Origin of the sequence: Demequina sediminis (assembly GCF_039545075.1) — a bacterium.
In the GTDB taxonomy this organism is placed as follows: Bacteria; Actinomycetota; Actinomycetes; order Actinomycetales; family Demequinaceae; genus Demequina; species Demequina sediminis.
Map to the genome: position 1 here is coordinate 13,592 of NZ_BAABRR010000012.1, position 13,475 is coordinate 27,066.

At 71.7% G+C, this 13,475-nt stretch carries 10 protein-coding genes and 1 tRNA gene; 6 read left to right on the forward strand and 5 right to left on the reverse strand.

Annotated elements, in window-relative coordinates:
- Positions 1-5 precede the first annotated feature (5 nt).
- The 3 genes from ABEA62_RS10545 to ABEA62_RS10555 all read right to left on the reverse strand — a co-directional run bounded on the left by ABEA62_RS10545 (position 6) and on the right by ABEA62_RS10555 (position 2,437).
- Positions 6-668, reverse strand: a complete 663-nt coding sequence (locus ABEA62_RS10545; RefSeq protein ID WP_286215168.1) for a hypothetical protein — start codon at positions 666-668, stop codon at positions 6-8.
- 127 nt (positions 669-795) lie between these two features.
- Positions 796-954 carry a DUF5679 domain-containing protein gene (locus ABEA62_RS10550; protein ID WP_169746536.1) on the reverse strand — a complete coding sequence of 53 codons (159 nt, stop codon included), beginning with the start codon at positions 952-954 and terminating at the stop codon, positions 796-798.
- A gap of 142 nt (positions 955-1,096) precedes the next feature.
- Entirely contained in the window at positions 1,097-2,437 is a 1,341-nt protein-coding gene (locus ABEA62_RS10555) for a zinc-dependent metalloprotease (RefSeq protein WP_286215172.1), read from the reverse strand.
- A gap of 129 nt (positions 2,438-2,566) precedes the next feature.
- Between ABEA62_RS10555 and ABEA62_RS10560 the strand changes: the two genes are divergently transcribed.
- Together ABEA62_RS10560 and ABEA62_RS10565 are read left to right on the forward strand one after the other, a co-directional pair.
- On the forward strand, positions 2,567-3,652 hold the full coding sequence (locus ABEA62_RS10560; RefSeq protein WP_286215175.1) for a YlbL family protein: 1,086 nt from the start codon (positions 2,567-2,569) through the stop codon (positions 3,650-3,652).
- A 130-nt stretch (positions 3,653-3,782) separates the two neighbouring features.
- A complete protein-coding gene (locus tag ABEA62_RS10565) occupies positions 3,783-6,737 on the forward strand; it encodes a UPF0182 family membrane protein (RefSeq protein WP_425558030.1) in 2,955 nt (984 codons plus the stop codon).
- A 72-nt stretch (positions 6,738-6,809) separates the two neighbouring features.
- Here ABEA62_RS10565 and ABEA62_RS10570 read toward each other — a convergent pair whose 3' ends face one another.
- A complete protein-coding gene (locus tag ABEA62_RS10570; RefSeq protein ID WP_345380039.1) occupies positions 6,810-7,562 on the reverse strand; it encodes a DUF4328 domain-containing protein in 753 nt (250 codons plus the stop codon).
- A gap of 69 nt (positions 7,563-7,631) precedes the next feature.
- Here ABEA62_RS10570 and ABEA62_RS10575 point away from each other — a divergent pair.
- Positions 7,632-7,705 (forward strand) — tRNA-Met (locus tag ABEA62_RS10575).
- Positions 7,706-7,918: 213 nt separating this feature from the next.
- Here the strand turns inward: ABEA62_RS10575 and ABEA62_RS10580 are convergent.
- Entirely contained in the window at positions 7,919-9,535 is a 1,617-nt protein-coding gene (locus tag ABEA62_RS10580) for a xylulokinase (protein WP_286215181.1), read from the reverse strand.
- Between the two features lie 152 nt (positions 9,536-9,687).
- Between ABEA62_RS10580 and ABEA62_RS10585 the strand changes: the two genes are divergently transcribed.
- The 3 genes from ABEA62_RS10585 (at position 9,688) to ABEA62_RS10595 (ending at position 13,451) form a co-directional block, all read left to right on the forward strand.
- Positions 9,688-10,674: a patatin-like phospholipase family protein gene (locus ABEA62_RS10585; protein WP_286215183.1), complete on the forward strand. Its 987-nt coding sequence runs from the start codon at positions 9,688-9,690 to the stop codon at positions 10,672-10,674.
- 111 nt (positions 10,675-10,785) lie between these two features.
- Positions 10,786-12,231 carry an amino acid permease gene (locus tag ABEA62_RS10590; protein ID WP_286215184.1) on the forward strand — a complete coding sequence of 482 codons (1,446 nt, stop codon included), beginning with the start codon at positions 10,786-10,788 and terminating at the stop codon, positions 12,229-12,231.
- Positions 12,228-13,451 (forward strand): APC family permease, encoded by a 1,224-nt coding sequence (locus ABEA62_RS10595; RefSeq protein WP_286215185.1) that lies wholly within the window; start codon positions 12,228-12,230, stop codon positions 13,449-13,451. Before ABEA62_RS10590 ends, ABEA62_RS10595 begins: the two co-directional genes overlap by 4 nt.
- Positions 13,452-13,475 lie beyond the last annotated feature (24 nt).

Consider the following 13,475-nt stretch of genomic DNA (forward strand, 5'->3'; position numbering starts at 1 on the left):
GCGTCTCACGCCGCCCCGCACCCGCATTCGGGCCGCGCGGAGAGTCGCGTGCGCCGCGGCACTCCCGCCTCGATGCGCCACGCGCGCGCGGGCTGCCGCGCGATCAGCATCGCGAGGCTCGCGGCGGCCATCGCACCCGCCAGCGTCGCCGTGAGCGGATCGGTGGCGGGGTCCGTGGCCGCATGCAGCGCCGCAAGCGTGGGCCAGGCGGGATCGCGTTCCGTCCGCGCGACATCGAGGCACCGCAGGCACGGCGTGCGACCCGGGTCGACCGGGATGACAGCTGCACCTGCCTCGTCGACCAGGACCGCGACGTGCGGGCCGCCCAGCAGGAGCTCGTGGACCGTCCACGGCTCGACGGCGACGTACGCCACCACGACCTCTCCGTCGACGCGCCTCGACGTGTCGAGATCCACCCTGACGCGAGGATCCAGGTCGCTCACGAGGCGCGCCGCCCTGCGTGCCCTCGTGCCGCGCGCGAGCGCGGGGGTCGTGCCCGGGCCCGCGTCGCGGGGGTCGGGATCGACGAGGGACAGGCAGGCCACACCCGACCGCACCGCGGCCTCGGCGGCGCTCACCCCGATCGCGCCCAGGCCCCTGATGCGCACGTGCGCGCCCGCAAGGGATGCGACGGGGCGGAGACGCGCGCGCAAAATCTCCGGCTGCATGCGTCCACCGTCGCACGGGACCCGGCCACGGCATCGGCTGTCCACAGGCCGATCCGCGACGCATCCGGAATGCACACAGGGCCGGCACCCCAGTGGGGTGCCGGCCCTGTGCCGAACTCGTCTGGCGCTACGCCTTGCCGAGGATGCGGTTGAGCTTGGTGCCGCACACCGGGCAGGTGGCCTTCGCCATGCGACGACCGTTCTCCGAGACGACCACGTCGCCCTCGGTCTCGCGCTTCTCCTTGCACTTCACGCAGTAGAACTCGCCCGAGTACTTGTCAGCCATTCGGCTCTCCTTCTCTCGTAGGCGCGGCGGGACGCGCCGCACGTCTGCGGGCCACCGTGGGCCCTTGGTCCCCCAGCGTAGACGTGCGAGGCGCTTTTGCGCCCCTCGCGCCGCCGGTGTCGCGGGGAACTCCGTGAGCACACTACCCGTCGTCGGAGCCCAGAAGTCGCCTCAGCTCGCGATCGACGTCGTCGTCCTCGCCTCGAGACACGTATGCGTCGACCCAGGCCTGCCATGCGCCCAGGTCCTCGGAGGTCGGCAGGAGGTCGGGGTGCGACCACACGCCGTCGCGTCCCTCGGCTCCCAGGCGCGTGTGCAGCGCCGCCCACATCGCCGAGGCATCGCGCATGCGGCGCGGGCGCAGTTCGAGGTCGAGGAGGTTGGCGAAGGCGTCCTCGGCCGGCCCTCCCGCGGCGCGCCGACGGCGCATCATCTCGCGCAGCGCGCCCACCTCGGGCAGGTGCGGAGCAGCGGCCCTCAGCGTGACGTCGTCGACCCAGCCCTCGATGAGCGCGAGCAGCGTCTCGATCGACTCGAGGGTCGCGCTCTGCTCGGGGGTGTGCTGGGAGGCGAAGATTCCGCGGTTGAGTGCCTGCTGAAGGCGCGCGGGGTCGCCCATCCCCGCGTCGCGCACGGCCTCCTCGAGCGCCTCTAGGTCGATCGTGATGCCCTGCGCGTAGCGCTCGATGAGCGCGTGCAGCTGCCCCGGCAGCCACGGAGCGGCCGCGAACAGGCGCACGTGTGCCGCCTCGCGCAACGCGAGGAAGGTGCGCACCTCGTCCTCGTCGATCTCGAGGCCGCTGGCGAAGTCGGTGATCGCGCGCGGCACCAGCACCACGCGCGGCTCCGCGAGCAGCGGGATTCCCAGGTCCGTCGCGCCGAAGGCCTCGCGTGCCATCTCACCCGCGGCCTGACCCATGTGCATGCCACACACGGTGGGGCTCACCGATCGAATGAGGCCGCCCGCGTCGATTCCGGTGGGGGAGGGCTCCTCGAACTCGGAGGACCGCTCGAGCAGGCCGCTCAGCGCCTGCGACACGCTCACGGCCACGGGGCCGGCGAGGGTGCGCCACGTGGGAAGGGTCGCCTCAACCCATTCCGCACGGCTCCACACGCGCGGCTCGAGGCGCGTGGGATCGAAGTCAGTGACCGCGTCGAGCCAGAGCTCGGCGCGCGAGATCGCGGCGCGGTGGGCGTTGGCCTGGGCGGCGCTCACGCTCGGGTCGCCGCCCTGCGACGCCACGCCGCGCGCGACGTCGTGTGCCAGGGACCAGTTCACGTCTTCGCCCGCTGACTGCGTGACCAGGGCCCGGATCTGCCCCAGCACGTGCTCCATCATCGCGGGGCTCGCGGACAGCCCGGCGGATGCCGCGAGTGCATCGGGATCCATCCCCATCCGCGTGAGCTCCTCGAGGGCCGCCTCGGCATCATCCCCGAAGAGCTCCCGCAGCAGCCGCATCCATGGCGTCGACTCGTCGCTCACGCTCACTCCGTCCGCGCACGCCGCATGCGTGCTTCCACCACGGTAACGAAGGACGGCCCGCGGGTGCGGCAGCGTTCGCTACCAGCAATGCCGCACCCTGGCGCCCCGAGCATCGGCGACAATGGGACGGTGACGACTGCCGAGCCCACGTCCCCCGCATCGACGGAGCGCGCCACCACGACCCGCCGCGGCACCGTGATGTCCGTCGCGGGACTCGCGACCTCGGTCCTCATCGCGGCCCTCACGGTCGTGCCGTCGCCGTATGCGGTCGGCGGGGCGGGGCCCACGTTCGACACGCTCGGCGAGGCCGACGGGGTCCCGCTGGTGGAGATCTCCGGAGCGCCCACATTCGACTCGACGGGCGAGCTGCGGCTCACCACCGTCTCCGTGTCCCGGGCCGGCTCCCAGCCGTTCACGCTCGGGCGCGTGCTCGCCGCGTGGGCCTCGCCCCGGCAGTACGTGGTGCCCCAGGAGGAGGTCTTCGGGACCCCCGGCGAGGAGGAGGCGGCCGAGGAACAGGCGCAGGTCGACTGGATCACGTCGCAGGAGAGCGCGACGGTGTCGGCGCTCGAGGCGCTGGGTCATCCGGTTCCCGCGACGATGCTCGTGGCGGGGACCGCGGACGGGTCCCGCGCGGAGGGGCTGCTGCTCGAGGGTGACGTGATTGTCGCGATCGACGGCGGCGCCGTCGACACCTTCGACGAACTCGCCGAAGCCGTGGGCGCTCGCAGCCCGGGCGACGAGATCGCGGTGACGGTCGAGCGAGAGGGTGCCGAGGTCACCGAGACGTTCGCGACGCTCGACGACGACGGCGACGCGGTGATCGGCGTCTACGTGGATCCCACGTTCGACCTCCCCATCGACGTCACGGTGCAGATCGACTCGGTGGGAGGGCCGTCGGCCGGCCTGATGTTCTCGCTCGGGATCATGGACCGCCTGACCGAGGTCGACGAGCTCGCGGGCGCCCGCGTCGCGGGCACCGGCACGATCGACACCACGGGAGACGTGGGGCCGATCGGCGGAATCCGCATGAAGTTGTACGGCGCGGCCGATGCGGGAGCCGCCTGGTTCCTCGCGCCCATTGAGAACTGCGCGGACGTCCGCGGCAACATTCCCGACGGCCTGAACGTTGTGGCCGTCGACACCCTCGATGACGCATACGAGGCGATCACACGCATCGGGGCGGGCGACACCGCCGGCCTCCCCGGATGCTGACCATGGCAGGCGAGAGCCACCCCAACCCGAAGGACACCCCGTGACGTTCGACGACGACCGCCCCGCCCGGCCCGTGCGGCCCGCCCCGGTCCCTCAGCGCCGTTCGCCCCTGGCCATCACCGCGGTGGTCATGGGTGTGCTGGTGCTGGTGGGCATCGCCGTGGCCAATCTCTGGACGGAGGTGGCCTGGTACCAGCAGGTGGGCTTCACCGACGTCTGGCGCATCCAGTGGATCGCGCGGATCGTGCTGTTCCTGGGGGCCGGACTGCTCGCGGCGCTCGTGATCTGGCTCAACCTGTGGGTCGCGAAGCGCGTGCGTCCGGCCCGTACAGGAGGCCGCAGCCAGCTCGATCAGATGCGCGAGCAGATCGCGCCCCTCGAGAGGCTCGCGATGATCGCGCTGCCCGCCGTGATCGGCCTCGTCACCGGTCTCGCGGTGTCGTCGCAGTGGGAGACCGTGGTCGCCTGGATGAACCACGTGGAGTTCGGCGTCGAGGACCCGCAGTTCGGGCAGGACGTCTCGTTCTACGTGTTCACGCTGCCGCTGCTCAACCTCGTGGTGACCCTGGTGCTCACCCTGGCCGTGATCTCGACGCTCATCGCCGGGTTCGTTCACCTGCTCTACGGCGGCATCGCGGGCACGGGTCGCTCGTACGTGGCCTCGAAGGGCGCGCGCATCCAGCTCGCGGTGCTCGGCGCGATCGTCATGCTGTCGATCGCCGCGAACTACTGGCTCGACCGCTATGGCCTGCTGACCAAGTCGGGCGAGCGGTTCTACGGCGCCGCGTACACGGACGTCAACGCGATCCTGCCGTCGCGATCCATCCTCGCCGGCATCGCCGTGATCGTCGCGCTCGTCTTCCTCGTGGTGATCTGGCGTGGAGACTGGCGGATCCCCGCGATCGGAATCGGCCTCATGGTGCTCTCCGCCGTCGCGATCGGCGGCATCTACCCCGCGATCGTCCAGCGCTTCCAGGTCGCGCCCAACGAGCAGGAGTTCGAGGCGCCCTTCATCCAGCGCAACATCGACGCGACGCGCTTCGCGTACGGCATCGACGAGGTCGAGACCACGCCGTACCGCGCGACCACCGAGGCGGAGGCCGACGCCCTGCGCTCGGATGCGGACACCACCGCACAGATCCGCCTGCTCGACCCGAACATCGTCTCGCCCGCGTTCCAGCAGCTGCAGCAGAACAAGCAGTACTACAACTTCGCGGACCTGCTCAATGTGGACCGCTACGAGATCGACGGCGAGCTGCAGGACACCGTCATCGCGGTGCGCGAGCTCAACCTGGACGGCCTGGGCACCGAGAGCCGCAACTGGGTGAACGACCACACGGTCTTCACCCACGGCTTCGGCGTGGTGGCCGCGTATGGCAACCGCACCACGGTCGACGGCCAGCCCAGCTTCTTCGAGGGCGGCATCCCGTCGCGAGGCGAGCTCGGCGAGTACGAGCCGCGCATCTACTTCGGTCGGACGCTGCCCGACTACTCGATCGTGGGCGCCCCCGCCGGCACCGCGCCGTGGGAGCTCGACTTCCCCGACGACGACTCCGCGACGGGCCAGGTCAACACGACCTACACGGGCGACGGCGGCCCGAGCATCGGCTCGATGTTCGCCAAGCTGATGTACGCGATTCGCCTGGGCGAGGAGCAGATCCTCTTCTCCGATCGCGTCACGCCCGAGTCGCAGATCCTCTACTACCGCGACCCCGTGGAGCGCGTCTCTCGCGTCGCGCCGTACCTCGAGCTCGACGCGACCACATATCCCGCGGTGGTCGACGGCCGCGTGGTGTGGGTGGTCGATGGCTACACGACCACCGACCAGTTCCCGTACTCCGCGCCCATCTCCTCGGACACGCTGTTCGCGCGGCAGTCCGAGGTGCCGGTGACGGGCACGGTGCTCAACTACGTGCGCAACTCCGTCAAGGCCACCGTCGACGCCTACGACGGCACCGTGACGCTCTACGCGTGGGATGCCGAGGACCCGATCCTGCAGACCTGGCAGAACGTGTTCCCCACGTCACTCCAGCCGATGTCGGACATCAGCGGCGACCTCATGAGCCACCTGCGCTACCCCGAGGACCTGTTCTCGATCCAGCGCTTCCAGCTCACGCGCTATCACGTGACCGACGCATCGTCCTTCTACTCGGGCCAGGACTTCTGGCGCAGCCCCGCCGACCCGACGGATGACACGCGGCTGCAGCCGCCGTACTACCTCACGCTGCAGATGCCCGACCAGGAAGAGCCCTCGTTCTCGCTCACGAGCAACTTCATCCAGGGCGGCGATAACCCCCGCAACATCCTCACCGGCTATCTGGCGGTCAACTCGGAGACCGGGTCGACCGAGGGTCAAGTGGACGAGGACTACGGCACCCTCAGGCTCCTCGAGCTGCCGCGCGACACCACGATCCCCGGCCCCGGCCAGGTGCAGAACAACTTCAACTCGAATGCCGATGCCCAGGAGACGCTGAACCTCTTGCGTCAGGGCGAGACGGACGTGGTCAACGGCAACCTCCTCACGCTTCCGGTGGGCGGCGGCTTGCTCTACGTGCAGCCGGTATACGTGCAGTCGAAGGAGGGCACGCGCGTGCCGCTGCTGCGCAAGGTGTTCGTCTCGTTCGGCGACCAGGTGGGCTTTGCGGACACGCTGCCCGAGGCGCTCGACCAGGTGTTCGGTGCCGGCGCGGGCGAGGGTGCCGCGGGAAGCGATCCCGACGACGGCGTGGGCGCCGAGCCCGATCCCGACACGGGCGAGGAGCAGGAGCCGGACCCCGGCACGGGCACGGGTGGCGAGCTCGACCCCGCCGCGGAGGCCGCGCTGCGGGACGCGCTCGATCGCGCCAACCAGGCCATCCAGGACGGCGAGGCCGCGCTCGCGGAGGGCGACTTCGCCGCCTATGGCGAGGCGCAGGAGCGGCTCCAGGACGCGATCACCGACGCCCTCGAGGCGGAGGCGATCCTCGCGGGTGCCACGCCGAGCGGGGCGTCGGGCGAGGGCTCGTCGAGCCCGTCGGCAACTCCCTCGGCGGCCCCGTCCGCGACCGCGGAGGCCTCGCCCGAGCCGGAGATCGTCAGCCCCTAGCGAGCCTCGCCTCGACGTAGCGAGGGCCGCATCCCGGTGACGGGATGCGGCCCTCGTGGCTTGGGCGGTGGGTTAGGACTCGAGGTGGCGCTGCGTGGCCGAGCGGATGAACTGCACGAAGAACGCGAGCGAGATGAGGGTCAGCGCGAAGGACGCCCAGATGAGCGACGGGTACGCGTCGAGCAGCTCGGGACGGACCAGTTCGCCCGTGGTCAGGTCGACCGAGAACTGCGTCATCGCGGATGCCGCGCCGCCGACCATGCCCGACAAGAGCCACGGAAGCCACCAGCCGAGGAGCAGTCCGATCGACACCGCGCGGCCCGTGACCTTGCGTGCGCCCAGCGGCACCAGCACGGCGGAGGCCAGCGGGATGAACCAGCCCCACCACTCGACGGCGCCCATGCCCGGCTTGGTGCCGAGTGCCTCACGGTTGCGACGCATGCGGGTCATCCACAGGCCGTAGACGACGAACGACGCGATGAGGAGCGGGAGGCTCAGGAACGACACGAGCGTCCCCGCGCCGAAGGCGATCTCGCCGGTCTCCGCCGTGCGGCGGATCGCGTCGATGTCGCTCTGCGCGAAGACGGCCAAGAGCAGCGCGGTCACGGTGTACAGCGCGGCGACGATGATGAGCGCCTTCGCGAGTCCCTCGGGCTTCTCGAGCGGCACGCCGCTGCGATCGAACGGCACCGTGTAATCGGGGGAGTACGAGGGGGGAGGCATCGCGCCGGGGATCATGCCGGGCGCGGCGGGGGGCTGAGGGGACGATGCCGCGGGCGGCGCGACATCGCCCGGACGGGCGGCGAAGGGATCGTTTTCGGTCATGCCCTCGACCTTAGCGAGACTGGGGCGATTAGGAGGTGAGGCGGGACCCATGTATGCTTATCAGGCCGACGCGGGGTGGAGCAGCTCGGTAGCTCGCCGGGCTCATAACCCGGAGGTCGCAGGTTCAAATCCTGTCCCCGCTACGAAAGCAAGGCCCGGACCATACGGTCCGGGCCTTTTGCTTTCCCCGGGGCGCGACCCTGCCCGTCGCTCGCCGCCCGGTTCGCTCCCGTGCACAAGTCACACATCTGGCGCCGGGTTTCGTGGGTTCGTGCGGGGTTGGCCCGCCACCGGTCGTCAGATGTGTGACTTGCGGAAGCGTGGGCGGGCGAACCGGTTCGCGCCCCCTCCGGCCCCTAGTGGATCGCCTCGACCGCGGCGCGCTCGATCGCGAGTCCGGCCACGTACTGCTCGAGGAAGGCAGCGTAGCCCGCGACATCGGCAGGGTCGGGCTGAGCGACGTCGAGCGCTGCGCCCGCGAAGACGCGCGTGCTCAGGTATGTGCCCAGGTCCTCGCCCTGCGTGGTGAGCGCGCCGGTGCGCACGTACTCAGCGAGCACAGCGATGCCCCACGCACCGCCCTCGGACGCGGTGTCGCCCACCGTGACCGGGGCGTCGATCGCCGCGGCGAGCAGGCGCTGCGCCACGCCCGCGGTGCGGAACATGCCGCCGTGCGCGAACATCGAGTCGAGCTCGACGCCCTCATCCGTGAGCACCTTCATGCCCACGCTGAGTGTGCCGAAGGCGCCGTAGAGCTGCGTGCGCATGAAGTTCGCGAGGGTGAGTCGGCTGCCCGGAGTGCGCACGACGAGCGGGCGGCCCTCCGCGAGCCCGGTGATCGGCTCCCCCGACAGGTAGTTGTAGGCCAGCAGCCCGCCGCCGTCGGCCTCACCCTGCAGGGCCGCGGTGAAAAGGGTCTCGAAGACGGCATCGGCGCCGCCCTCGACGCCAAGAGCCGAGGCGAACTCGGTGAACACCCCGGCCCACGCGCCCAACTCCGACGCGCCGTTGTTGCAGTGCACCATGGCCACCAGGTCGCCCGCCGGCGTGGTGACCAGGTCGAGCTCCTCGTGGACGCTCGCGAGCGGGCGCTCGAGCACCACCATCGCGAAGATCGACGTCCCGGCGCTGATGTTGCCCGTGCGCGGCGCGACCGCGTTGGTCGCGACCATGCCGGTTCCGGCGTCGCCCTCGGGCGGGCACACGGGGATGCCGGCCAGCAGCGTGCCGGTGGGGTCGAGCAGGGCCGCCCCCTCCGCGGTGAGGCGTCCCGCCTCCTGGCCCGCGACCAGCACCTCGGGCAGCAGGGCGGCGGCGTCGAGGCCGGGACGATGCGCGGCAACTAGCTCGCCGAACCGCGCCAGCATCGCGGCGTCGTAGTCGCGCGTCGCGGGGTCGATCGGGAACACGCCGGACGCGTCGCCCACGCCCAGTACCTTGCGGCCGGTGAGCCTCCAGTGGACGTAGCCCGCGAGAGTGGTGAGGAAGTCGAGGCACTCAACGTGCGGCTCGTCGTCCAGGATGGCCTGGTAGACGTGCGAGGCGGACCAGCGCAGCGGGAAGTTGAAGCCCAGTTCCCGCGTGAGCTCCGCCGCGGCGCGCTCCGTCGTGGTGTTGCGCCACGTGCGGAAGGGCACCAGCAGCTCGCCCTCGGAGTCGAACGCAAGGTAGCCGTGCATCATCGCGGACACGCCCAGCGCGCCCACGGTGGTGGGCCGGACGCCGTGCGCGGCCTCGACCGCGTCGAGCAGGTCCGCGACGCTCGCGCGCAGCCCCTCCCAGATCGCATCGATCGAGTAGGTCCACATGCGGTCGACGAACTCGTTCTCCCACGCGTGGCTGCCCGTCGCGATGACCGTGTGATCTGGGCCGATCAGGCACGCCTTGATGCGCGTCGAACCGAGCTCGATGCCGAGCGAGGTGTCCCCCGCCGTGATTGCCGCCACCAGGCCGGCCGCCTGCGCGTGAGTCATCGGGTCACCACTTCCTTGTCATGCGTCCGCACGGGCGGACGTCCGATGTGAACGTTCGACAAAACCATACGGGGTGCGGGCAGGAGACGCCGCATCCGAGGTCCCGGGTGCGCCTCGGACGCCCGCGGCGAGGGGCCGCTAGCCTTGCTCGTGTGACCTCAGGCGACCGCCCCCGCATTGCCCTCTCGCTCGGTAGCGGCGGCGCGCGCGGCTACGCGCACGTGGGCGTGATCGACGAGATCGAGGACCGCGGTTGGGAGGTCGTCGGCATCGCGGGAGCCTCGATGGGTGCGCTCGTGGGCGGCCTGTACGCCGCCGGGGGCCTGCCGGCCTACCGCGAGTGGATCGAGTCCATGTCGCGCCGGGACGTGCTGCGCATGATGGACCCGGCATTCAAGGGCGCCGGGGCCATCCGTGCGGACCGCATCATGCGCCGCATCGACGAGATCCTGGACGGCCGCCTCATCGAGGATCTCCCCGTGCCGTACACCGCCGTCGCGACCGACCTCATCGCGCAGGCCGAGGTGTGGTTCACCGAGGGACCCGTGGTCGACGCAATCCGCGCGTCGATCGCGATTCCGATGGTCATCACCCCTGTCCAGCGAGACGGGCGGCTGCTCGCCGACGGCGGCATCCTCAACCCCGTTCCCGTCATCCCTCTCGCCGCGGTGCGCGCGGACGCGGTGATCGCGGTCAACCTGTCGGGCAACTCGCGCGGCGGCAACGCCCCCGAGCCGCCGGTGGCTCCCGGACCGCCGCTCATGCGCCTGCCGCGGCTGCGCCTGCCGTCCCTCAACGTCGCCGAGCCGCGCCTGCTGAGCATGATGACGCACCGCCTGCGCGCCAAGGGCGAGCTGGGGGACGATGCCCTGGAACAGGTGCCCGTGGAGACGCACGGGCCGCCCGGAGCGGCGGCGGCGATCGAGGTGAGCACGCTCGACGTCATCGATCGCTCCCTCCAGACGCTCGAGAACACCGTCCAGCGCTATCGCCTCGCCGGCTATCCACCCGACGTCATGGTCAACGTGCCCGCGGACGCGTGCGGCACGCTCGACTTCCACCGCGGCACCGAGATGATCGACCTCGGCCGCACCCTCGCGCGCGAGGCGTTCGACGCCTGGGAGGGGGCTCCCGCGTGAGGACTGGCCGGCTCGGGACCTCCGGTCTGTTGCGGCGTCACGCGCGGGTCTACGCTGGCCTGCGGTGACGACGCGAGGGCGCCGGTCCACCGGTCAGCAGTTGGAGGAAACGTGACCTCGACCACCACCGCCACGACGACCCGCCGCGCGGGCATGCACTGGTGGCACGGGCGCACCGCGCTCCTCATCGCGTTCGCGTTCTCGGTCATGGCGGACCCCGTGTCCTCGGTGGCCTACGCGATCGAGGCCGCGCTGCGCGCGCTCGACGGCAACCTCACCCTCCTCATGCCCGCGATGAGCGCCGTGGTGCTCGTGGTCGCCCTGGTGGTCGCGAGCTATCACCAGCTCGTGGCGCGCTTCCCCGAGGGCGGCGGATCCGCGGCCGCCGCGGGCAAGGCCTTTGGCGAGGGCTATGCCTTCGTGCCCATGGGCGCGCTCATCGTGGACTTCGTGCTCACCATCGCGATCTCGGTGTCGGCGGGCTCGTCGGCGATCATTGCCTACGTGCCGGGACTCGCGCCCCACCGCCTCCTGCTCGCGCTCCTGCTGCTCGTCACCGTCGCGGGTCTCATGTGGTTCGGTCACCTGGGTCGGGCGATCTTCGCGCTCCTCACGCTCGCGTTCTTGGTGGTGGCGGTCGCGGTGCTCGCCCCCGTGCTCGGGCTCGACGCGGTCCCTGCCGAGCCGGTTGCCGGCCCCACCCACGGTGCGCCCCTTGCGGTCGCGCTCGCCTTCCCTGTGGCGATGGCGCTCGCGACGGGCGTCGAGGCGCCGTCGTCCGCGATCGCTCAACTCGGCCAGCTCGACGACGACGGCCGCCGCTCGTTTGGACGGTGGGCGCTGTGGCTCACTCTCGGCATCGTGGGAGCCCTCACGTTGTCCATCACCGCGGCGGTCGTGCATCTGGGAATCCAGGTGCCCCACGAGGACACGACACTCGTCGCGGAACTCGCGCGCGCGGCCGACACCCCCGCGGTCTTCGCCGCCTTCCAAGGCGCGACCGCGCTGCTCCTCCTGTCCGCGGCATCGTCCTCCTTCCAGGCCGGCCCCGGCCTTCTCAAGGCGCTCGCGCGCTCCGCGGACGGCACCTCGCGCCACGGCGTGCTGCCGGCGTTCCTCGGCCGCACGAACGTGCACCACGTCCCCGTCACCGGCGTGCTCGTCTTCCTCGCGGTCTCGGCCGCCGTCGTGGCGGCGGCCGGCGCGCGAGACCAGCGGCTGGTGATCTTCTACGCGGTCGCGGTGTTCGTGAGCTTCCTCATGGGACTGGTGGCGATGGCGACGTTCGCCCTCCGCGAGCGGCACCTGGGGTGGTTCGTGCTCAACGCGGTCGCGACTCTCGCGGTCGCCTTCACGCTGGTGGCCAACCTCACCAGGCCCGCCGCGATCGGCTCGCTCTCCGCGACGTTCGTGGTCGCGGGGGGCCTGTACTGGGCGTGGGTGCGCGCGGGCAGGCCGCGCGGCGCGGCGCTCGCGGTGGCCGAGGCCGAGGCGAGCGAGGCGGAGGTGGATGAGTTCGTCGAGGACGACCTCGATCCCGGCGCCGTCGCCCGATGACCGTGCGCGTCGTCGGGCTGCCCGGCGCCACCGCGATCGGCGCCGGAGCAATGCTCGGCGCGGGCGTGTTCGCCGTGTGGGGGCCCGCCTCTGCCCAGGCCGGCTCGCTGCTGGTCGTCGCGGTGGTGCTCGCAGGAGTCGCCGCGATGCTCAACGCGGGCTCGACCGCCCAACTCGCCGCCGTCTATCCCGTAGCTGGCGGCGCGTACGCGTACGGCCGCGCTGAGCTGGGCGCGTGGCCCGGCTTCGTGGCGGGAATCGGGTTCGTGGTCGGCAAGACCGCCTCGATCGCGGCGATAGGCCTCGCGATGGGCCACTACGTGTGGCCCGAGCGGCCCGCCGTGGTCGCGACGCTCGCGATCCTCGCGTCGTGGGCGCTCAACTCGCGAGGCATCACGCGCACGAGCGCGGCGGCAGTCGTGTTGGCCTCGCTCACGATCGGCGTGCTCGTGCTCGCCGTGGTCGCGAGTGGGGGCGCCGCGGCTCCGGCCGCACCGCTCGCGGCACCCGACGGCGCGCTCACCGGGGTGCTCGGCGCGGCCGCGCTCGTGTTCTTCGCCTTCGCGGGCTACGCGCGCATCGCGACGCTCGGCGAGGAGGTGGTGCGCCCCGCGGTCACCATTCCGCGCGCGATCGCGACCGCGCTCGGCACGGTGCTCGCGCTGTACCTCGCGCTCGCGCTCGCGCTGCCCGCGGCGTTGGGGGAGCGCCTTGTCACGTCCGACGCGCCCGTGGCCGATGCCGTGGCCGGGTCGTGGCTGCCGGCGCCGCTCGTGACGGTCGCGGCGATCGCGGCCGCCTTCGGGTCCCTGCTGGCGCTCACCGCGGGGCTCGGTCGTACCGCGATGGCGATGGCGCGAGAGGGGGACCTGCCGGGCGTCCTGTCGCGCACCTCGGGCGGCGTGCCGGTGCTCGCGGAGGGCCTCGCATGCCTCGCGGCCGTGGGTCTCGCGTGGCGCGGCGACCTCACGCTGGCGATCGCGATGTCGTCGTTCGCGGTGCTGCTCTACTATGCGGTCGCCGGAACCGCCGCGTTCAGGGCCGCGGGGGCTGGCCGTGTCGCGGGATGGCGCATGCCGCGTCCGCTCAGTGCGGTGGCCGTGGCCATCTGCGTGGCGCTCATGGCGTCGCTGCCCGGTGTCGCGGTGGCGTCCGCGGCGGCGCTGCTCGTGGCGGCCGCCGCCGTGAGGGCCATCGCCGTGCGCCGACCGAGGGAATAGTTCGGACCGCCATCATGGTTGACC